The 20725-nt window shown below is 27.7% G+C and carries 26 protein-coding genes and 1 pseudogene; 3 read left to right on the forward strand and 24 right to left on the reverse strand.

Annotated features, from left to right (window positions below; translation table 11 throughout):
- Positions 1-381: 381 nt before the first annotated feature.
- The 3 genes from BUB33_RS13440 to BUB33_RS13445 form a co-directional block, all read right to left on the reverse strand.
- Positions 382-579, reverse strand: coding sequence for a cold shock domain-containing protein (locus BUB33_RS13440; RefSeq protein WP_072977305.1), 198 nt, complete (start codon positions 577-579; stop codon positions 382-384).
- A gap of 19 nt (positions 580-598) precedes the next feature.
- A complete protein-coding gene (locus tag BUB33_RS16805; RefSeq protein WP_268807688.1) occupies positions 599-733 on the reverse strand; it encodes a hypothetical protein in 135 nt (44 codons plus the stop codon).
- Between the two features lie 87 nt (positions 734-820).
- On the reverse strand, positions 821-1264 hold the full coding sequence (locus tag BUB33_RS13445) for a methylglyoxal synthase (RefSeq protein WP_200778240.1): 444 nt from the start codon (positions 1262-1264) through the stop codon (positions 821-823).
- Between the two features lie 194 nt (positions 1265-1458).
- Between BUB33_RS13445 and BUB33_RS13450 the strand changes: the two genes are divergently transcribed.
- On the forward strand, positions 1459-1956 hold the full coding sequence (locus tag BUB33_RS13450) for a hypothetical protein (protein WP_072977310.1): 498 nt from the start codon (positions 1459-1461) through the stop codon (positions 1954-1956).
- A gap of 14 nt (positions 1957-1970) precedes the next feature.
- Here BUB33_RS13450 and BUB33_RS13455 read toward each other — a convergent pair whose 3' ends face one another.
- The 16 genes from BUB33_RS13455 to BUB33_RS13530 form a co-directional block, all read right to left on the reverse strand.
- On the reverse strand, positions 1971-2735 hold the full coding sequence (locus BUB33_RS13455) for an acyl-[acyl-carrier-protein] thioesterase (RefSeq protein ID WP_072977313.1): 765 nt from the start codon (positions 2733-2735) through the stop codon (positions 1971-1973).
- A gap of 78 nt (positions 2736-2813) precedes the next feature.
- Positions 2814-4166, reverse strand: coding sequence for an MATE family efflux transporter (locus BUB33_RS13460; protein ID WP_072977315.1), 1353 nt, complete (start codon positions 4164-4166; stop codon positions 2814-2816).
- Positions 4167-4318: 152 nt separating this feature from the next.
- Positions 4319-4594 (reverse strand): hypothetical protein, encoded by a 276-nt coding sequence (locus BUB33_RS13465; protein ID WP_072977318.1) that lies wholly within the window; start codon positions 4592-4594, stop codon positions 4319-4321.
- A gap of 157 nt (positions 4595-4751) precedes the next feature.
- Positions 4752-6122, reverse strand: a complete 1371-nt coding sequence (locus BUB33_RS13470; protein WP_072977320.1) for a sodium-dependent transporter — start codon at positions 6120-6122, stop codon at positions 4752-4754.
- A 217-nt stretch (positions 6123-6339) separates the two neighbouring features.
- Positions 6340-8142 carry a MutS-related protein gene (locus tag BUB33_RS13475; RefSeq protein WP_072977322.1) on the reverse strand — a complete coding sequence of 601 codons (1803 nt, stop codon included), beginning with the start codon at positions 8140-8142 and terminating at the stop codon, positions 6340-6342.
- A 375-nt stretch (positions 8143-8517) separates the two neighbouring features.
- The gene (locus tag BUB33_RS13480) at positions 8518-9330 is read right to left on the reverse strand and encodes a YfjL-like protein (RefSeq protein ID WP_072977324.1); all 813 of its coding nucleotides are present in this window, start codon (positions 9328-9330) and stop codon (positions 8518-8520) included.
- Between the two features lies 1 nt (position 9331).
- Positions 9332-9865, reverse strand: coding sequence for a zf-HC2 domain-containing protein (locus tag BUB33_RS13485; protein WP_084725467.1), 534 nt, complete (start codon positions 9863-9865; stop codon positions 9332-9334).
- Positions 9862-10350 carry an RNA polymerase sigma factor gene (locus tag BUB33_RS13490; protein WP_072977328.1) on the reverse strand — a complete coding sequence of 163 codons (489 nt, stop codon included), beginning with the start codon at positions 10348-10350 and terminating at the stop codon, positions 9862-9864. The genes BUB33_RS13485 and BUB33_RS13490 overlap by 4 nt, the downstream gene beginning before the upstream one ends.
- A gap of 427 nt (positions 10351-10777) precedes the next feature.
- Entirely contained in the window at positions 10778-11827 is a 1050-nt protein-coding gene (locus BUB33_RS13495) for a DNA polymerase IV (RefSeq protein ID WP_072977442.1), read from the reverse strand.
- Between the two features lie 31 nt (positions 11828-11858).
- A complete protein-coding gene (locus BUB33_RS13500) occupies positions 11859-12683 on the reverse strand; it encodes a metallophosphoesterase (RefSeq protein ID WP_072977331.1) in 825 nt (274 codons plus the stop codon).
- A 399-nt stretch (positions 12684-13082) separates the two neighbouring features.
- A complete protein-coding gene (locus BUB33_RS13505) occupies positions 13083-13559 on the reverse strand; it encodes a superoxide dismutase family protein (protein WP_072977333.1) in 477 nt (158 codons plus the stop codon).
- Between the two features lie 254 nt (positions 13560-13813).
- The gene (locus BUB33_RS13510; RefSeq protein ID WP_072977335.1) at positions 13814-14323 is read right to left on the reverse strand and encodes a transposase; all 510 of its coding nucleotides are present in this window, start codon (positions 14321-14323) and stop codon (positions 13814-13816) included.
- Positions 14324-14422: 99 nt separating this feature from the next.
- A complete protein-coding gene (locus tag BUB33_RS16940) occupies positions 14423-14674 on the reverse strand; it encodes a transposase family protein (protein WP_422821955.1) in 252 nt (83 codons plus the stop codon).
- Positions 14675-14977: 303 nt separating this feature from the next.
- Positions 14978-15301, reverse strand: a complete 324-nt coding sequence (locus tag BUB33_RS13520) for a hypothetical protein (RefSeq protein ID WP_072977339.1) — start codon at positions 15299-15301, stop codon at positions 14978-14980.
- Between the two features lie 105 nt (positions 15302-15406).
- Complete coding sequence (locus BUB33_RS13525; protein ID WP_072977341.1) at positions 15407-16081, reverse strand: hypothetical protein; 675 nt, start codon at positions 16079-16081, stop codon at positions 15407-15409.
- 340 nt (positions 16082-16421) lie between these two features.
- Positions 16422-16808: a hypothetical protein gene (locus BUB33_RS13530; protein WP_072977344.1), complete on the reverse strand. Its 387-nt coding sequence runs from the start codon at positions 16806-16808 to the stop codon at positions 16422-16424.
- 44 nt (positions 16809-16852) lie between these two features.
- Here BUB33_RS13530 and BUB33_RS13535 point away from each other — a divergent pair, with 44 nt between their 5' ends.
- Positions 16853-17104: a DDE-type integrase/transposase/recombinase gene (locus tag BUB33_RS13535; protein ID WP_072977346.1), complete on the forward strand. Its 252-nt coding sequence runs from the start codon at positions 16853-16855 to the stop codon at positions 17102-17104.
- A gap of 139 nt (positions 17105-17243) precedes the next feature.
- A pseudogene (locus BUB33_RS16945) lies at positions 17244-17312 on the forward strand (IS3 family transposase); the annotation flags it as partial.
- Positions 17313-17421: 109 nt separating this feature from the next.
- Here the strand turns inward: BUB33_RS16945 and BUB33_RS13545 are convergent.
- The 5 genes from BUB33_RS13545 to BUB33_RS13565 all read right to left on the reverse strand — a co-directional run bounded on the left by BUB33_RS13545 (position 17422) and on the right by BUB33_RS13565 (position 20620).
- A complete protein-coding gene (locus BUB33_RS13545) occupies positions 17422-17658 on the reverse strand; it encodes a hypothetical protein (RefSeq protein ID WP_072977349.1) in 237 nt (78 codons plus the stop codon).
- Positions 17659-17718: 60 nt separating this feature from the next.
- On the reverse strand, positions 17719-18651 hold the full coding sequence (locus BUB33_RS13550) for a hypothetical protein (RefSeq protein ID WP_072977352.1): 933 nt from the start codon (positions 18649-18651) through the stop codon (positions 17719-17721).
- Positions 18652-18856: 205 nt separating this feature from the next.
- A complete protein-coding gene (locus BUB33_RS13555; RefSeq protein ID WP_072977354.1) occupies positions 18857-19189 on the reverse strand; it encodes a hypothetical protein in 333 nt (110 codons plus the stop codon).
- Entirely contained in the window at positions 19162-19503 is a 342-nt protein-coding gene (locus BUB33_RS13560) for a hypothetical protein (protein WP_072977357.1), read from the reverse strand. The genes BUB33_RS13555 and BUB33_RS13560 overlap by 28 nt, the downstream gene beginning before the upstream one ends.
- 373 nt (positions 19504-19876) lie before the next feature.
- Positions 19877-20620, reverse strand: coding sequence for an alpha/beta hydrolase (locus tag BUB33_RS13565; protein WP_072977360.1), 744 nt, complete (start codon positions 20618-20620; stop codon positions 19877-19879).
- Positions 20621-20725 lie beyond the last annotated feature (105 nt).

Genomic DNA, 20725 nt, shown 5'->3' on the forward strand with positions numbered 1-20725 from the left:
GACTTCTCATGATAAATCTTGTTTCAACCATGGTTCATACTCTGTTTTCCCATGTCCATGAGACCTCCCCAGGTAAGAACAACAACCTTCCTCCCATGTAACCGTCACATTTACTGTAAAGAGTTCGGGTAGTATTGGACTTTGTTTTGTTAAGCAAACTCATCCTCCCTAAATCAGCCTTATGTGATTTCTGTTCGTCGGTTCAGGATTTTGCCTTCGGCTTCCTTCAGATTCCACGTCGCCATGGACACCCTTGCCTTCAGCTAACGGTTCCTACTACCAAGCCCGTAGTGGACTTTCACCACCAAGTTGTTGCCCATGCTGGGCACACTTAAAAACCTCTTAAAGACATATCTTTAAGAGGTTGTAAGTATCCATTTACTATAGAATTGTAATGTTTTCAGCTTGTAGACCTTTAGCGCCTTCTACAACGTTGAATTCAACGTCTTGACCTTCTTCTAAAGTTTTGAATCCTTCTTTGTTGATTTGTGAGAAGTGAGCGAATACATCGTTTCCTTCCTCAGTAGTAATAAATCCAAATCCTTTTTCTGCATTAAACCATTTTACTGTACCTTTCATTGCATATACCTCCGAAATTTTATTTCTTTAATTCTTTGTAAAAATACCAACAATAAAATTTCTTTACTATATGCAGATAAACCTCTGTACCCATAGAAATTATTGTGTATTGATTATTTACTTCCGAATTAAAGCTACAATCTAATCTTAACATACTCTAAAATAGATTGCAACTACATTTTATATCTTTTTTAACAAATTATAGACTAAATTTAAATTAATAGCATAATGGTTCTATAAATTATTTGGATATTCTTAAATCAGAATAATCAACTATTTCTCTTGTATATTCTTCATCCATTAATGGTGAAGACAATATATAATCGGCAGAAGATTTGTTAGTAGCTATGGGAATATCGTATAAAACGGCAATTCTAAGTAATGCCTTTATATCTGGATCGTGAGGTTGAGCTTCTAATGGATCCCAGAAAAAAATTACCATATCGATCTTACCTTCAACAATACGAGCTCCAATTTGTTGATCTCCACCTAAAGGACCAGATTTAAATGCTTTTACTGGTAATTCTGTACTTTCAGATATTCGCTTTGAAGTAGTTCCTGTACCACATAAAAAATGCTTAGATAATATTTCCTTATTTTCCTTTACCCAATTTATTAAATCATCTTTTTTATTATCATGGGCAATAAGAGCTATGTTTTTTTGTCTTTCCATTTTTATTTTCATCATTTACACCTCCAAAATTAAATAAATTTAACATTAATTTTTTATTTTAAACATAATATAGCTATTTTATCATTAAATTGGGTAATATTATATAGAATAATTTATTTCACTATTTTTAGTGTTATTAAAATAGTGTATATATTAACATCATTAACCAAATTTAATAAATTTTAATAAATAAAGGAGCGTTTTATATGAACACAATGATTCAAAAGTATGTAACACAAGGATTTATGACTGAAGCAGAAGGAAACTATATTGAGGAGGCTATTGATAAAAAGGAATCTATTATTGTATCAGGCCATAGATCTGCTGGTATAAGACCATTAATGGCTACTCTAATGGCAGTAGCTAAGGGTAAATTTAAATCAATTCAAGTTAAAGGTTTTGAAGATTTGAATAAGGATGTAGAGTATTTCCTTATTCCTGGTCTAGATAATTTAGATTTTGAAAAATTAATTGGTGAAGCTATGGCAAAACCAAATACATCGTTTATATCTTTAAAGGAACCTGAGCATCCATATTCAATACTAAAACTACTAAGACAAGTTTATAAAGAAACAGAAGATACTTCTAAAGTATACCACCTCATAGAATGTGCTAAGATTGATAATGTACCAAAATTAACCAAGATTACAAAAATGCATCTAGAGGAAAAAGGGAAAATTATAAAAGTAGATTTTGAAGGTTAAAAAACAAGTTAGGTTTAATCGCCTAACTTATTTTTTATCATTTTCCACTTTGTTATTCCCATTGAATGAATATCCTTAGTATTACTATCTAAAATCTTATGGAAATATTCATGTTTACCTCTATTATCGTATAATTCTTTACTACCAGATAATATTGTTTTTCCATAAACAGTTTCTTTTTTATATAAAATTTCAAATTCACTTAATATATAGTTTTCATAAATATCTTCTGGGATAATTTCTAACATCCAAGCAAGATATTTAGTATTATTAACATGATTATTGTAATCAATGTCTAATCTTCTTACATGAAAATCAATATATTCTTCTATTTCTATTTCTTTTTTGAAATCATAAAAGTCATCAAAAGTCTTTTCCTCTATTAGATTAGAAGCTTCTACAAATTCTAATGGTATTCTAATGGGTCTTTTCTTTTCCATATTTATAAATATCCAAACTGTAGAAGCTCTTCCTATTTCTATTTCCTTCTTATCATATATAATAAATTCCCTATTAGCATAAAATCTATCAATGCTAGAAGTCCATGTTTCAATGGTTATTTCTTCTTTTACATCTGGATATCTACTCATCTTAACCTTCCAACGGTTAAGCATCCAACAATAGTTTAAGTCTTGTAATTTATCAACACTAAATCCAATATGCTCGGTATGTGCACTTGATGTTTCTCCTAGATATGTGAGCATTGCCAGAGGTGTAGCCCGTCTATATTTGTCCGCATCATAATATGGAATCTTAAATGTTTTTCTATATTTAAACATAAAAATCAACTCCTTCAAGAATTAATATCATTATAGACATTATATACTGTATAAAAAGCCTAGAAAGCAGTTTAAATTTTAAGTTACATTTCTAATCCATTTTTTAGACTTAACTCTTGGTAAACCAATAACTGCTTTAACTATTTCTTCAACAGAAACCAATATAAAAACAATGTAAACTGGCAATCTAAATATTAAAACCCCAACAAATGCTAAAGGCACTCCTACTAACCACACAGAACCCATCTCAAGATACATAGAAAATGTAGTATCTCCACCACCCCTAAGAACTCCAACAATTAATGTAGAATTAAATGTTCTTATGAAATAAAATAATCCTGAAAAAAATAACAATTTCCTTGATAAATTATATACATCTGGCTCAAGATTTTTAAATAATTTTAAAGTTATATCTGGTGTTAAACTTAATATTGCACCCAATATTAACCCTGCAATAGTTGACATAATAAGAAATTGTATTGCATAATCATATGCTTGTTCTTCATCTCTAGCACCAATCTTATTACCTACCATAACTGTACAGGCATTTCCAAGCCCTCTAACCATTACAAAAAAAATATTTTGAATAGTCCCTGAGACCTGAACTGCTGCCGTTGCCTCTGCTCCCATTTTTGCATAGGCTGCAGAATACATAACTTGTCCCAATGCCCAAAATGCTTCATTGATTATTACAGGATAAGTAGTCTTTAAATATCTATTTATAAACTCTTTTTTCCAATCTGTTAGTTCCCTTAAACTAGCTGCAAGAGGTTTTATGTTTTTATATATGAAGTAAAAAATAAAGCTAATTTCAACTATTCTAGCAATCAAAGTTCCATAAGCTGCCCCTTTTACTCCAAGTTCTGGAAAACCAAAATGACCAAAAATAAGTAAGTAATTAAATATCGTATTAGTTATAAAAGATATAGCTGAAACTACCATGGGCATTTTAGGTTCCCCAATACTTCTAGATGCTATACTAAAAGCAAATCCTATACCTGTTATTATATATGATAGAGATACTATGCGTAAATAGTCACTTCCTAACCTTATTACTATTTCATCATCAATAAAAAACTTCATAATCATTTCTGGAGAAAAGAAAGCAACTATGGTAAAAACAAGTCCTGCCAAAGTACTTAAACTTACTGCTAATCCCAGTATTCTCTTTATGTTTTCTATATCTTTCTTTCCCCAAAATTGAGATATAAAAATTGAAGATCCACTATTGATTCCAAAAATAATCAAAGAATAAAAAAAGAAAAGTTGATTTGCTAATCCTACTGCAGCTATACTTGATTTGCCTAACTGGGATATCATCAAAGTATCCACCATGTTTAATGAGGATGTTATTAGATTTTGTAATGCGATTGGAATTGCTATTGCTAGCATATCTCTTAAAAATTCTTTATTCTTAAAAATTTGTTTCATCTATTACCTCCCATAATATTATGTAATAAAAATATTATAATACCTAACACCATTATTTTATTATATAGTATTTTCTTTGATTTAGATACACTATTTCTTTTAATGATTGGTAGTCATAAATAATGGTACCTAGTATAAGGTACCATTATTTATTATCTCATGCCATATCTAGTATGGTCATTTCCTAAGTAATTTATATTTGCATAAATCCTAACCATATTACTATTATCCTCATGCTCAATTTGAATATTCGTAGCTCTTCCATCGTCTCCCCGTCTTTCTAAGTGGTGATTTATAATTTCTGAAGCTATCTTTTCACTATATTCACCATTGTACACCTTATTATACTCATCCGCTGTCATCTCCAATATTGACTTATGAACCCCATCCTTAACGAATCTTTTTTCCACAATATTATTAAATAGCATACTTAAGACCTCCTTTTATAATTACTAATAATTAATTTAAAAAACTCCTTTATAGTATCTTTTCTATAAAGAAGTTTTTTATGTGGTTTTTTATATATAAAATCATATATTTATCTAAGTTTTTATTCTAAAAATCTCTATTTTCTATCCATACTATTTATTTACCTAAAATTTTATCTAACAATCCCAGTGAGCTTAATAGCACTATAAATATAGCAAATGGTACTACATATTTAATTAGTATAGTCCAGAATCTTTCAAGTTTAAATTTTACTCCTGGACTTCTTTTTACCTCAGCTATAGCTTCATCTACACCCCAAATATATCCGATAAATATTGCCATTAAAAATCCACCTATAGGCATCAATATATTAGATGTAAAAAAGTCTAAGCTATCGAAAACTCCTCTATTAAACAATGGGATATGAAAATCCGCCATCGGTCCCATAGATAAAGAAGCAAATATACCAATTATAAACATTAATGTTGAAGCAATGGAAACAGCCTTGATTCTAGTCCATTTAAGACTATCAATACAATAAGCTACTGCTACCTCAAGTAATGAAATAGCCGATGTAAGAGCTGCAAAAAATACTAATACAAAGAAAATTATACCAAATATTGTTCCAAAAGGCATTACTTCAAATACTGCTGGTAACGTGATAAACATAAGCCCTGGACCTTGACTAGGTTCAAATCCAAAGGCAAATACTGCTGGCAAAACAGCAAACCCTGCTAACAATGCTACTGCTGTATCTAAACTCGGGATTATAAGAGCATTCTTTTCTAAATTCTCATCCCCCTTCAAATAACTTCCATAGGTAATCAGAGCTCCCATCCCTAGAGATAATGAAAAAAATACTTGGCCTAATGCATCAACTAAAACACTAGGTCTAAATTTACTAAAGTCAGGCTTTAAATAATAAGAAAGACCTGCAGAAGCACCATTAAGTGTAACTGATCTTATTGCCACTACAATCAACATAACTAGCAATGCTGGCATCATAAATTTACTTGCCTTTTCTATTCCATCAGATATCCCCTTAATTACAATAGCTACTGTCAATACCATAAAAATACCATGATAAATTAAGGGTTCTACTGATCCTCCTATAAATCCTGTAAAATAAGCTGCTTTATCAGAACCAATCTTTCCAGTTACAGTTGCCACAATATATTTAATAACCCATCCACCTACTACACTATAATAAGATAAAATTAGAAATGCAGTTAAAATTCCAATAGATCCTAAAAACCCCCAATTTTTATTCAGCTTTTTATAAGCTCCATATGGATCAAGTTGTGTTTTTCTACCTATAATCATTTCTCCCAACATCATGGTAAATCCAACTAATACTACTATCAATAAATAAGCTACAACAAATACAGCACCACCATTTTTCCCTGCTAAGTATGGAAATTTCCATAGATTACCTAATCCTACAGCAGAACCTGCAGCAGCCATAATAAATCCGAAACTAGATCCCCAAGAGCCTCTCCCTTCTTGATTATTAACTTTATTATCCACGATATCCCTCCTCTAATATTTTTTGTTATATTTATGATTTTAAATGATTATACTATATTTATATGCAAAAGTAAATGAATATTGTGACTATTCTGTAAGTTTATTTTTTGTCAAAGTTTTATTTAATATTTAGTTGAATTTTATAGATAGACCATAATAAATAATAGAAGCAAAAGAAAAGCAACAAATATTATAAAACAATATTTGTTGCTTCATTCTAATCTTCCAGTATTTCAATCCCTACTGATTTCATTAAATATTTTGCATTTGTTGATGTTGATTTACCTAGTTTGATTTTATAATCAAAGTATATTTTATTATCTTTATACTGCTCAGAGAAATGATAGTTTTTTATCCTATTGTACTTATCTAATATACATAATTCTAAATCATGGGTAGTTATGGCTCCTATTACCCCTAATTTATTAAGATTTCCAAGAACATTTTTAGCACCTAGTATTCTATCTTCAGAATTTGTTCCTCTAAAAATTTCATCAATTAAAAAAACTATCTTTTTATTTTCATTTGCAGCATCAATAATTTCCTTAATTCTAAGTAACTCAGCATAAAAGGTTGATATCCCATTTTTCAAATCGTCTGTTATTCTCATAGATGTATATATATCTAATATTGGACATGACATTTTAGTAGCATGTACAGGTCCTCCACTATATGCTAGTGCTAGATTTATACCTATAGTTCTTAAAAATGTTGTTTTACCCGACATATTTGACCCAGTAATAATAAAAATACTATTATCCATTTCTATATTGTTTAATATCCTATCACTACTACTTATAAGGGGATGACCTAATTTTTCTGCCATTACTCTTAATCTTGAATTTTCAATAGTTGGAAATGAAACCCCTTCATCTATTTGCATTAAAACACTCAAACTCATTAATGCCTCGATTTCTCCTATAGCTTCAACCCACATCTTCACTTTTACCCCATATTTATTTTTCCAGTTTTCTAATAAAAAAACACATTCATAATCCCATAAAAATAACCCATTAAATACTAAATATATTAAAGCATTGTTATATCTTAAATTAATTTTTTCTGTAATCTTATCTAGCTCTTTTATTGCCAATATAGATGAATACTTTTCATTAAATAATATTTCTTTAATATCATTTAATTTTTCAGATTCAAATTTTTCTTTCTCCAATAACTTGAGTATATTTACATAGGTTTCTAAATTATATCTGAATCCTCCTACTGGTCTTATAATCCCATTAATTTTTGAAAATCTTATCATCCATAATAAAAATTGAAATAATATTAAAAATGGAATTAATATATATATTTTCTTGATTTTAAATATTATAATTATCCCTGATAATAGTATAAAAAATACTGGGAGAAAATGAATTAACGCTCTTATTCTTTGTGATTTTATCAAAACTTCTTTGTTTTCTGCATATTCTATTAACTTTTCTGGGTCTTGCAATTGTTTTTTATGCTTCCCCCCTAAATATTCTAACTCTTGACAAAAATCTAGTTTATTACTAAGTTCTTTTATTGCTTCCTGTCTTAAATATATTTCATCTTTATCATATTTAGCTTCCAACAAAGTTTCTGCTAATATCCTTCTGCCATTCCAAGTATTTGCTATATTTATAAACTGAAATAAAGACTTTTTACCTACTATATCTAAATCCAAGGAATATCTATGTTTCTTATTTATAAACTCTTCTCCAACATCCCTAAAATCAAGCCAATCACCATTAATTCTAGCTAAATATTTATTATTTATATTTATGATTTCTTTTGCAAAATTTAATTTCTCTTTAATTATGTTGTGATATACTATTAAGGCAACAAATATCATTGCGAAAACAAAATCTATAGCCACATAAATTGACTTATAGTTTATCTTAGTAATTCCATATGTAATGGCTATAATCCCTAAAAATATTATAAATCTAACAGTGCTAATTAAGCTAGATATATTACTATATTTTTTAACATTTTCATTCTGCTCCTGTATTCTTATCATAAATTTATCTTTAATCATATTAAATCATCCTTTTGTTCTTAATTACTTTCTAAACTTATCTATAGGATAATAACCTAATTTATTTTTTTAATTATATTCTCTACTATTTTCATAACTAAGTAAAATATACATCTTCTATAATATTTTCAATATACTCAATTATAAAATTCCAAGTCAACTTGTTTAATAAAGTTTAGTAAAAATTCTATATTTTAAAATTTACCAAATCAATTATCAAAAAACTTAGACGGGGATTATGAGAAAATTATTATTTCAAGCATTATTACTAACAATTATTATGATACTCTATGATAAACAAAAAAGAAACTTAAAAATAGTATATTGCCTAATATTATTTAATTGAAAACAACTAATGAGCATAATATTGGCTCATTAGTTGTTTTCAGAATCCTTATACCTAATATAAACACTCATTCTTTCTTCATAATATTTTTCTTCTCCTTCTTCAACTATAGTATCATCTTTATAATCCTTAGCACTTTGAAGTAAACTAACCAAATCACCACTTTCAATATCATCTGAAGTAACTTCACTAACCATTACTAAAATTTTATCATTTTCAATAAATAATCCATATTTTTTAAAATAACAGCTGTTCTTTATAAAAGCCTTATGTGCATCAATTAAAATCTTTGCTATATTTTCTATGGTTACATTCTCAACATCAACACCAATATTAACCTCTGCATCTATAGGTAATGATTTATCAAATTTCATATCAAGCTGCAAAGCATCATTACCATTTTCATAAATAGTCTTATCATACATTACTCTCGTATTATTTTTTTCATATCCAAGCTCTTTGGCAATAATTCTTTTTGCAACATCAGTGTATTCATGGGAAAGACTTTCAATTGTATTGAACTTTTTTAGAACAAAACTTTCGTAATTATCATGATGTACCTTACCATTTCGATAATAAATATTAAACTTAGTATCTATACTTGTTCTTGATTTAGCTTTTGATATATATTCATTAAACTTAAAATTATAAATTGGCTTTTCCACTTCCAAATCAAGAAAAGAATAATTCTCTTTTACATATTGGTTGATTGTTTTTTCTGCAATCTTTGCAGATATTGGATTTCCCAAAAAAGCATTAGTAATAAAAAGTATTCCTCCAATCAAAAGTATGGCAAAAAGTCCTGCAAATATTTTAAGTATTTTGTTTCTTATATTTTCCATATTATTCACCTTTCCCAAATGCAAATTTTAAAAGCATGCTAATGATTACTCCTAAGACTATTAAGCTCGTATATATAGTACTATAAAATAGACTACCATATAAAGCCATCCAATCAAATCCACTTTCTATTGTCCATGCTATTATCTGCCATAAGTAACTGGAAATAAATACGAATACTGGAGTTAGATACCACTTTCTTTTTAAAATTATAAAAGATAACCCTCCTATTAAAGGCATTATAATAAGGTTATAAAACATGGCCATAGAATTTGTTAATGCTATTCCTGTAACAGTTCCAATGACAAGAATAAAAATTTGTGTTATAAAAATATTTTTTTTGATATTATAAATTATTTTTTTATCATTTATAGACTTTCGTTCCGAACAAATATCTTCAAAGGCTTCAAATTCCTCTTTACAACTATTGCAGGATTTAATATGTTCATTCACTATTTTTTCACTATCCTCACTTGCTACACCATCTTTTACAAGTGGAATTAAATCTAGTATTATATCACAAGAAATATTCTTCAATCTATTCCCTCCTTTTGTAAAATAGATCTTATCCATTTTTTGGTTCTAAAGTCAATTACTCTTGCTGAACTCTCCGATATATTTACTTCCTCTGCAATTTCTATAAAACTATAACCTTCTAATCTCATGCTTACTATTTTTTGTGTACGCTCATCTTTTTCTAATAACAAATCACTTATTCTGTTGGCTGTTTCTTTTGTAATCAATTTTTCATCTATTGTATCTGCCACATATAATCCTAAAAGATCGTTATATTCAACCATTGTTTTTTCTTTTCTAATATTCTGTAGCCATAAGTTTCTAGCTATGGAAAACAACCATGTTTTTATTGAGGATCTACCTTTAAAGTTTATAATAGATTTAATTGCATTTATAAAAGTCTCTGACAATAGATCCTCTGAAAGATCAGGATTATGAGTCAAAGAAAGTAGATATCTATAAATATCTTCTTTATAAAGTTTATATAAATTTTCTATTTCCTTCATCAAAATCCTCCTTTCATATAATTAGTCACATTTATTGAAAAAATGTTACAAAATAATTTCACATATCATGAAAATAAACACCTTATTTCTATAGCTACAATTATACATATAAGTAAATATATAATTAAGTATGATTTATACTCTTCGATAAAAATATTTTTATATACAATATATCTCTTAGTGTCATTATATTTAAAATTAAAGTTGTAAATGGATACTTTAAAATTTAAAATCAATTAATTTATTAGTAAAACTTTATTAGTTCAAGAAGTTGTACTAGAAGAATTAATAAAATTTATGAATTTATTAAAATATAAACATCAGATTATTATAATTAAAGGATTCATGAAAACAATAAAAATAGCAAAAAATAATAATTAACCTCTAACTTAAATTAGACTACATTTCTTTAGAAATGTAGTCTAATTTAATGAAATAATGAAAGTTGCTCTAGTTCTGAAGTCATAAGATTTGATGCTGTTATACCAATCAGCCTAATTTTATTATGTATCTCTATTTCATCTAAAAGTTCTAGAGCAATATCAAATATTTGGGAAAAGTCCTTAATATATTCATTCAAAGTCTTACTTCTCGTCTGAACTATAAAATTCTCGTCTTTTATTTTCAATGTAATAGTCCGTCCATGTATATCTTTCTTCATTAAATCGTATGATAATTCTTCTGAAAACTTTTCTATATATTTTATAAGAACATCTATATCTTTTGTGGCTTCATCGAACGTACGTTCCACTCCTAATGATTTCCTCTCACGTGTAGTATTGATTTTCCTGTAATCTATGCCACGGATTCTATTGTATATTTCCATCCCTGCTTTCCCAAAAAGTTCTATAAGAAACTCTTCTGAAAGTTCTAGTAAATCTTCAATAGTATAAACTCCTATACCATTTAGTTTCTCAGCAGATTTTGGACCTATTCCATGTACTTTTCTAACTGGTAGTGTCAATAGTATATCAGGTACCATATCTTCAGTTATTATTTTTATACCATTTGGCTTATTCCAATCAGATGCAAGCTTAGCTAAAAATTTATTATATGAAATTCCTACTGACATAGTTAATCCTGTACTTGATATTACCTTTTCCTTCATTTTCTTTACCACTTCTACTGGCTCCATATTTATTTTAGAGATATCTAAATAAGCCTCATCTATGGATACCTGTTCAATTAAATCTGTAAAACCATATAATATACTGAAAACTTCTTTGGATACTTCCTGATATCTTTTCATTCTAGGACGTATATAACAACCTCTAGGACATTTTTTCTTAGCTATAAATATAGGCATAGCAGAATGAATCCCATATTTTCTAGCTTCATAGTTGGCAGTAGTTACAATTCCATGATTACTTAGTCCCCCAACTATAATAGGCAATCCTTTAAGTTTAGGATTATCCTGTTCCTCCACTGATGCATAAAAAGCATCCATATCTACATGGATAATATTCAATTTTTCCATTTCTCGAAAATCTTGTGTATCCATGTTTTCATCACTTCCTTGTTTGGATTGTAATATTTGAAAACTGAACAGGATTAAATGCCCTTATTGGTAAAACACTATTCCCCAACCCACTATCGATATAAAGACTTATATCTTCTATTTTAAAAATTCCTTTATCATACTTTGGAAAAAAATCCTGTCCTGGAGCTACTATTGCTCCTATTAATGGAAGTCTAATTTGTCCACCATGTGCATGTCCAGATAATATTAAATCCTCTTTTCCGTTTAAAATATTTTCTATATTATTTGGTGAATGTCTCAATAAGATATTATAATACTCTAAATTCAAATCTTTAGTCATCTCTTGATAATATGAAATTTCCTCCTGTACTCTAGCTTTGGAATAAAATTTAAGACCTATAAGATTTATTTTTTCATCATTTACTACAAATGTAGTAGCTTTATCTTCCAAGATAATTATCTTTAGCTTTTCTATTTTCACCTTTAGCTCATTGTATGATTTATTCCTAATTTCATGATTTCCTTGCACAAAATAAATATCTTTATCTAACTTTGATAAAGCTTCAAATAATTTAACTACAGTATCTAATTCTGTATCATCATGATCTATAATATCACCTGTCAACACTATAAAGTTCGGATCAAATTTTTTTATATTAGCTACCAATTTTTCTAAATCAATTAAATTATTAGAATGAAAATCAGATATTTGAGTTATTCTAAAGTTACTCTTTATTTTATTAGAATCTATTCTCACATCTCTCACTCTAAATTTACTTATCTGATTATAATTATAAAGATATAAAAATACTATTATAGCTATGATAGTAGATATAATTTTTAATAATTTCACTTTAATCCTCCTATTGCTAGAATAATATATTGATTATATCATAGAACTAGAGTTTGCTCAATAGATATATTATTACTTTTTTACAACATTCTTTCTTGGGATTTAATCACCTTTTAATATAGTATTTGCAACTATATTAGAAAGTAAAACCTAATAATTATCAAATAACTTAAGAATATACAATAACGACAATTTTCAACATCCAACAATTAGGAGAGATAATTTATTTGACCAAATCCAAAATTCAGTATAACCATTCAATCAATTGTTAATACCAATATAGAGATTCATCTCATTTTTTTATAATAGTTACAGTTTTCTTTTAAGTACTTTTCAATAATATAATTCAAAAATCAAAAGCCCATTAATCTGAGCTTTTGATTTTTATTGTAGAATTTTTTAAGATGGATAAATTACACCGCAAGCTATTCTCTTACCAGAGTTACCAGCTGGTTGTGATCTATAGTCATCTGGATTAAGATGTATAATTACGGATTTATCTATAACATCTTCAGGTTTGAATTTATTTGTAAAAAAACTCATTCTAGCATATCCATTATTTGAAAATAAAACAGGAAAATCTCCAGAGTGATTCCCATGAGGTTGATTTGTAGGATTGTAATGTCCTCCTGCAGATTCAAATGGATTATCTGGATTAGTAATTTCACATATTCCCTTTTCATGTATGTGAAATCCAAAAGGTCCTATTGGTTGTTGACTATCTTCTGCTGGTTTATATAAAGGTAATCCCCACACTTCTACACTTACTTCTGTACCACCTTCTACATCATCAAAAAATACTACACCATGTAAATTTGAATATAAATTACCACCTTCTATTTTTGCATATGCCTTGGTTCTATTTTCAAAACACATACTTATCTCCCCTTTCCAATATATAATATGAAGAGATATTAAAATATGTGTGATATGGATATTTAAATTAAGTAAAAGGGACATATTGAAATTTTTAGGGTGTTTTTCAGTAGCCAAAAACTACTGGAGAAGATGAGAAACTAATAGACAATTTACTTTCTTGAAATCCAAAAGTCCAAGAAGTATGTAAAATGAAATAACTGAAATAGCTTAGACAGTCAAATGGCTGCCATTATTGTATATACATGTGGTTATTAACCGGTTCTTTCCAACTTTAATTGATTTGATGGAATGATTCTAATAGGAATAGTTGGTGTTCTTGTTGTTGCTGTAGCAGGTACTTCAACACGAGCAGGAAATAACCGAAACATATATTTTCCCACTGCCTCGGACAAGTTTTTTAAAAGATAAAATCGATCGCTGATTTGAACGGCTCCTGGATGAGCTTCTGTTATAGCCGAAGAATAAACCTGTGACCCATCTCTGGATACAATCTCAATACTTGGATAATTCCTTAACCATTCTATAACTGGCTCTTTATCTCTAGAATCAAGTATATCAATTATTCTGTGGGAATCAAGATCAACCATAATAGTTCCATAAGAATATCGTTTTTTAAACGCAAAATCATCTATGCAAACTCTAATGGTACCATTTTTATCCATAGAGACAGGCATTTTTTTAAGCAGATTACATATTGTACCTTTACTTACTATGGTCATATCTGATTTTAATATTTGTGCTGTAGATACTGAGCTTACCATAGTAGATAGTCTTAGAATTTTCCCAATTAATCTATTAATCTTTCGAGATTTAGGAGTAATAAAATTAAATTTTTCTGCAAAAGTCCTATAGCTACAGTCTTAATTATCGCAAAAGTATTTTTTATTGTTTAGTATAATAGTAACCTGTTTATCCTGTAAAGGCAAATCCTGAAATTTTCTTCGGTAAACAGAGTGAACCCTAGATGACTTCTTTCTACAATAGGGACATACTATCTCATGTCGGCTTGACTCTACAGTAATGATAATATTATGTCCATGTGTTTCATGAGTTAAATAATTGAGTGCAGGATCTAATGATTTCACAAATTCATCCATATATAATACTTCCATCCTATCTATTTTATTAATTAGATATTAGTATTCTATATAAATCAATTTATATTCATCTAAAGTTGGAAAGAGCCTATTAACCGCTTACGTTTTTACTTTGTCAACAGTCTAAAAAGTGTAAAAGTGCAAGAACTATTGTCCTTGCACTTTTATAATAAATTGTGACTACTTATTAGCTATTTCAAAACTAATTACAATTTTAAAATGTAGAAATTATTTATTTAATACTATAGAATAATAAATACTTATACATATTGAATCTTTTATATTGATTTTATTTAACATTAACATACCTTTTAATAATTATTCAAATACACTCATATCCCATGTGCCATTGCCATAGAAATAATATACATGATCCATTGCAGCATATACTCCAAGAAGTACATCTGAAGTTTCCCCTGTTAGTGAAAATCTAGCTGTAGAAGGATTCGGTTTATATGATCCTGTAACTCTAACCCTTCCCCAAGAACCATCATCATATATTGACCAAGCTTTACTTCCATCATTGTCCCAGTCAGCAACATTCTTATTAAAATCACATTTAAACTTTGCACGAGAGTAATAATATCCTATTACTTTTTCAGAAGCTTTTAAAGCATAAGTTTTTGATGTCTTGGTATACATCCAATCAGAATCTCTTCGCATTAAAAAAGAGTTAACATTGTCTATAGTATTTCCATTTTTATCTAATGCTTTAAACTCTCCTAAAGAAATAGCTAATAATATATTTTATAAATTGTAATTGTAAATTAATGGATCTCCATATTTATACCACTTACCGTCATAAGTAAATTCTATATTTTTTATATTATTGTTTTTTAAAATTTTTAGTAGATCCTTATTTTTCACAATTTCGTTAAAAGTTACATCACTAATATTCTTTAATTTATTTTCATACTCTTCATCATTATAGTAATATACTTTTGTCTCAAATTTTAAAGTATCTTCTTCTAAACCTAATCTATTAATTTCATATTCAGATTTTTCATTTAGGGATGAAATATTTGATTTGAAAACTTCAAATATAGTTCTATCAAATAAATTTAATTCATCTTTTTGCTTTAATGATAAGCTTTTAACATCACTATCAGTTTCTATAAACTCAATACTATTATTTAAATCTGCAGATGAATAAACTATATCTATTAATCTCACCCTTGTCAGTTCAATTCTGTTTTTATTTGAAATAGTTTCTAATAGTTTTTGTTTAAATAAATCAGATATTTTTTCCTTTTCAACATCATCTAGTTCTTCATTAATATCTAAGTAAATTTTCACAGACATATTGTTCAACGATTTTTCATAACTATCTTTTTTTAATAATAACTTATCTTCATATAAAACTATTTTCTTTAAACTTAACTCATCAAATTCTTTTAAAGTAGACTCTACATTATCTGTCATATATTTTTCAACATCGACTAAAGATAAAGAATTAATGGCCTCTATTTTTATAGCAACACTTTAATCTAATCACATTTCCCACCCTTTCATATTGAAATAATTAATTACTATAATGACTCTTGAAACATTCTGATATTAATTTACTATAGAATACCATTTCTATAAAATCAAACTAAATTGTAATATAGATTTTTATCTTGTACTAAGGTTATTATTTTTTAAAACTCCTAAATTATTATTAAGTATAATATAACTTAAATATTCTAATTTATATGTCGTTTTCTGAATATTTACTAAGTTTTTTATAACAATAATAGACTTTATTTTACATAAAAACAGATTAACTATTGGCTAAATCATAATTAACCATTGCCTGAATTTTTGCAGAAAATTCGCTTATCTCATTGAATAGAGTAATTTTAATAAAAGCAGATGGATATTTAATTTCTTGTTCTTTACTGCTTTCTATGACTTTATCAATTGCTGAAATAATTATATCATAATTAATATTTTGTAATTTGCTGATGCCATCAAATCTACTTATCTTTCTGCCTCTAATTTTAGTATCATCAAAATAATACATTTCATAAATAGCCTTTTTGACAGCTTCTATCCAAGGGTTATACAGATAATCATAACATTGTTTATTATCAAGTCCTAAATTATATAATAAATCTTTATAGGAAATAAATCCTTTATTTCTTATCTGCTCATCCATATCAATCATATCAATTAATCCATCTTTTTCATTTAATAAAAGATAATATTCTTATGCAAGATTTCTCTGCTGATATGAAAAATAAAATTTGGGTTAGTGAGATAACATATATTCCTACTAAAGAAGGATTTCTATATCTGATGGCTTATATGGATTTATATACTCGTAAAATTGTAGGTTGGTCTATGGATAAAAATATGAGAGAACAATTAGTAATTGATGCGTTAGAGTCCGCTATATGGAATGAATCACCCCATGAAGGCCTTGTTGTGCATACCGAATGGAAGATCTCAATTTATTGGTAAGAGGTACCACATTGAAGTTGAAAAACATGGTATTATTCAAAGTATGAGCGATGCTGGTAATCCTTATGACAATGCCATCATGGAATCCTTTAATAAATCATTAAAACAATGCTAACAAAAAAACAATGCTAACAAAGTCTTTGCCACACGAGAAGAGGCTAAAAAAGCCATATTTGAATACATAGAACTTTTCTATAATAGAAAGTGAAGGCACTTCTTCCCCTTGATATTTATCTCCTTTAGAATATAAAAAACTGAACCTGAGCAAATAGGCCATTCATCAAGTCCGCCTAACTGGGTCTAGTCCATGATGTGTCTTATTTAATTTTTCTTATTTCTTCTATAATAGTCAGTGCACAATAGAATATTGTAAAAATGATACCAACACTAAAACTTACTATAATTGAAAAATCTGATTGGAATATTAAACCCAAAATTAGGTTTATTCCAAACATAGTCAATAAAAATATAGAAAGAGTATATAAGACAGCTTTTAATACCTTCTTCATAAATCTATCATGATCTTCTAGTATTTTTTTGTCTTTATTATCCACAGAATTCTCTCCTTCCTATTGCCCATTTTATACCGATGTACATGTGAAATATTTAGAAAATTAATTTAGGTAGGTAAAAATCACATTTATAGTTTCCTCAGAAAAATTAATAGGAAAAATATCATAGTAGTATTTCCTATCCAAATGAAAATCATCTTTATTTAGTTGTTCGATTGCTATATTTTTATTAGATGTTATAATGAGTCGGTCAATATATCCATTTTCTAATCTGTTTTCCTGATTATTTGAATTCTCATAATGAAATGACATCATATAATATGGATTACTATCACTTCTCATTCTTTCATAGTTTAAAAAATCAGTAGATATAATATTTTTAATCATAATTGAATTTAGTCCCATTGTAATTTTCTTCAGGTCTTCAGGTGATTTAATTTTAATATTTGTATTTAGATCTGCTGAATTCTTTCCAGACTCATTAGCATAATATTTATGAATCGAAATATATTCAGGAACTTTAACACTATCAATGAATATATTCCTTGAAGGACGCATACGAAACAATATTAACTCATATACTAAAATGCTTATTATGAAAATATTTATTAATAAATCTCCTAATATATACAAATTATTATACTTATTCTCATTTAGTTTTCTTTCCCTATAGCTATTTACTAACTTCTCAATTAACAAAACAAGTATTATTAAACTAAAGGTACCAAAGCACACCCAATAAGTATACTTTAAATTATAATTATTTGACAAAAATATTTTATATAAACATACATTAAACACTACTATTAATCCTATTCTTATAGTAAGTATTGAGATAACTGATTTATTCTTTAAAATATCTACTTTTCTATATTCATTTATTGGAATTACTATAAATTGTACGAAAAGAACTATGCTAATATTTATATATTGCACCAACAGAGGAGCTTCTATTAATCCAAATATAAAAAACAGAATAAGATTTATTCCTAAAATGTAATAAGCTAAATTCTTTTTTATATTTGATATATTCATAGGTTTCCCTCCCCCCTTCCATATCTTTATATGAATTTTTTGTTTCGTAATATTATTCTACTAAAAATTACTTATATGGACAGTATAACATATTTACAAGAAATACTTCCATTGTTTACCTACCTTCTGAATACCTTACTTTATTTTGAGGATAACTTACCTATATATTGATTCTTAATACTTTATATCATAATTAAAATCAAACCTATAAAATTTTATGCTCAATAATGTATTTGCTTAAAATCACCTTCCAAACATCAGAGTTAATTGTATTATCAAATAGATCTGATGAGAATTTAGTATAATGTATTTTATCTTGATTTATTAATAAATCCTTCTTCACATTCGATATTTTTCCTTCAGATAATATAATATCTATATCATCTCTATTCAAAATATTTAAGGCATCATGTAACTGTGGTATTTCATAAGGTTTTATTCCGCTACATAACATCTTTATTTCTCCAATTTCAAAGACTTTTAAATTTCTTTCATTTAATGTTCCTATGTCTATAATGTTAAAGTTATAATTTTCCATGGGAATATTACCATTGAAAAATAATCCACTCCATTTTGTGAAAAATATTCATCATTAATAGGGATATTGAAAAAGAAATGGGAGTGGATTTTTTCAAGATGACTATTTCCATTTGCTTCTGTATATGATACCTTTGCCCCTATACTAGATAGATAAGATGCCATATTCATTGCTGTAGTAGTAGTTCCCACTCTTGTCATAGCTCCTGCTATTATAATCTTTATGTTTTCTCCTGTGAATGAGTATTGTGTAATTGTTTCTATATCAAAATCCATACTTATATTCATGGATTTTAATAAATATTCCTTATTCATTCCCTGGGGACTTACACATATACGTATTTCTTCTATTATCTTTTCAATGTTTTTAGCTGTTATTATATTATAAGTTTGGGTTTCATCTACGATTCTATTTAATGAAAATTCTCCTGAAAGCTTTTTTACAATTATATCTTTTTCCTTTGTGGGAGTATCCTCTTATGAGCCTTTGAATGAGTGATTAACTTATTCAAAGCTCTATTTTCGGGCTCATATCCGACACTTAAACAAAAATAAAAAAGAAGCTATATTCTTAGATTCTCATCATCTGGAGCAATATTTTCCTTATTGAAAAAACAACTAAATTACACACTTACCTATACGGATTTATATTTAATCTGTTTAATAAGTATTTAATATCATCATAGTCTTAGTCTGTTATTCCTGCTAGAAGTAATTTCATAGTCAATAGATGTTTTGATGCTACAGGAACAATCTTTAAACTATTAACAGATTTTGAGTCACATGAAAGCAATGTCATTGCTGCTTTAGATCTTTCGTATAGCAACTTTTCTTCTTCGTCATTATTACCATGAATTATTAGAACTGGGCAATCAACATCTTCTAATAATTTCTTCTGATTAATCAGCTCAAAATCTTCCAAAATTCTTTTATCAATTACAATCTCTTTCCGTACTTTCAGTGATGTATATTCTGTTAAATACCCTTTTCCCTCCAGTTCTTTCATTTGTTCTTTTGTAAAGACTTCGAGCCAGTTATACTTCATGGAATCGGTTAAAGCACCTGACAAAACCATTGTTATTATTTCAGGACTATAGCTTTTCAAACAAATAAGAGTTCCGAGACTATGTCCATAAAGGGCAATTTTTTTATATCCCTTTGACTTTACAAATTCAATGGCATGCTTCAAATCATCTATTTCTTTTTCAACAGTCAGAATATCATCATCACTTTCTCCACAACCACTAAAGTCAAAAAGTAAAGCACTATAACCGGATTTATTGAATGCTATAGCAAGCCTCTCAAATCTTCCTTTTGAATACTTATCAGACATAAATCCATGACACATTACAATTATTGATTCAGAGTCAGCTGAATATATATGTCCAACTAATTTTAAGTCCCTTGAGTTCTTAAATGTAACTCTTTCCATCATACTTCCCTCCTAACAATTGAATTTAAAGCTTACCCCTTATATAAATATACCTTATTCAATTAAAGGCTCACAGCAGATTTCAACCCTAGATGTTTCTTATCT

Origin of the sequence: Tissierella praeacuta DSM 18095, assembly GCF_900128955.1 — a bacterium.
Lineage (GTDB): Bacteria > Bacillota > Clostridia > Tissierellales > Tissierellaceae > Tissierella > Tissierella praeacuta.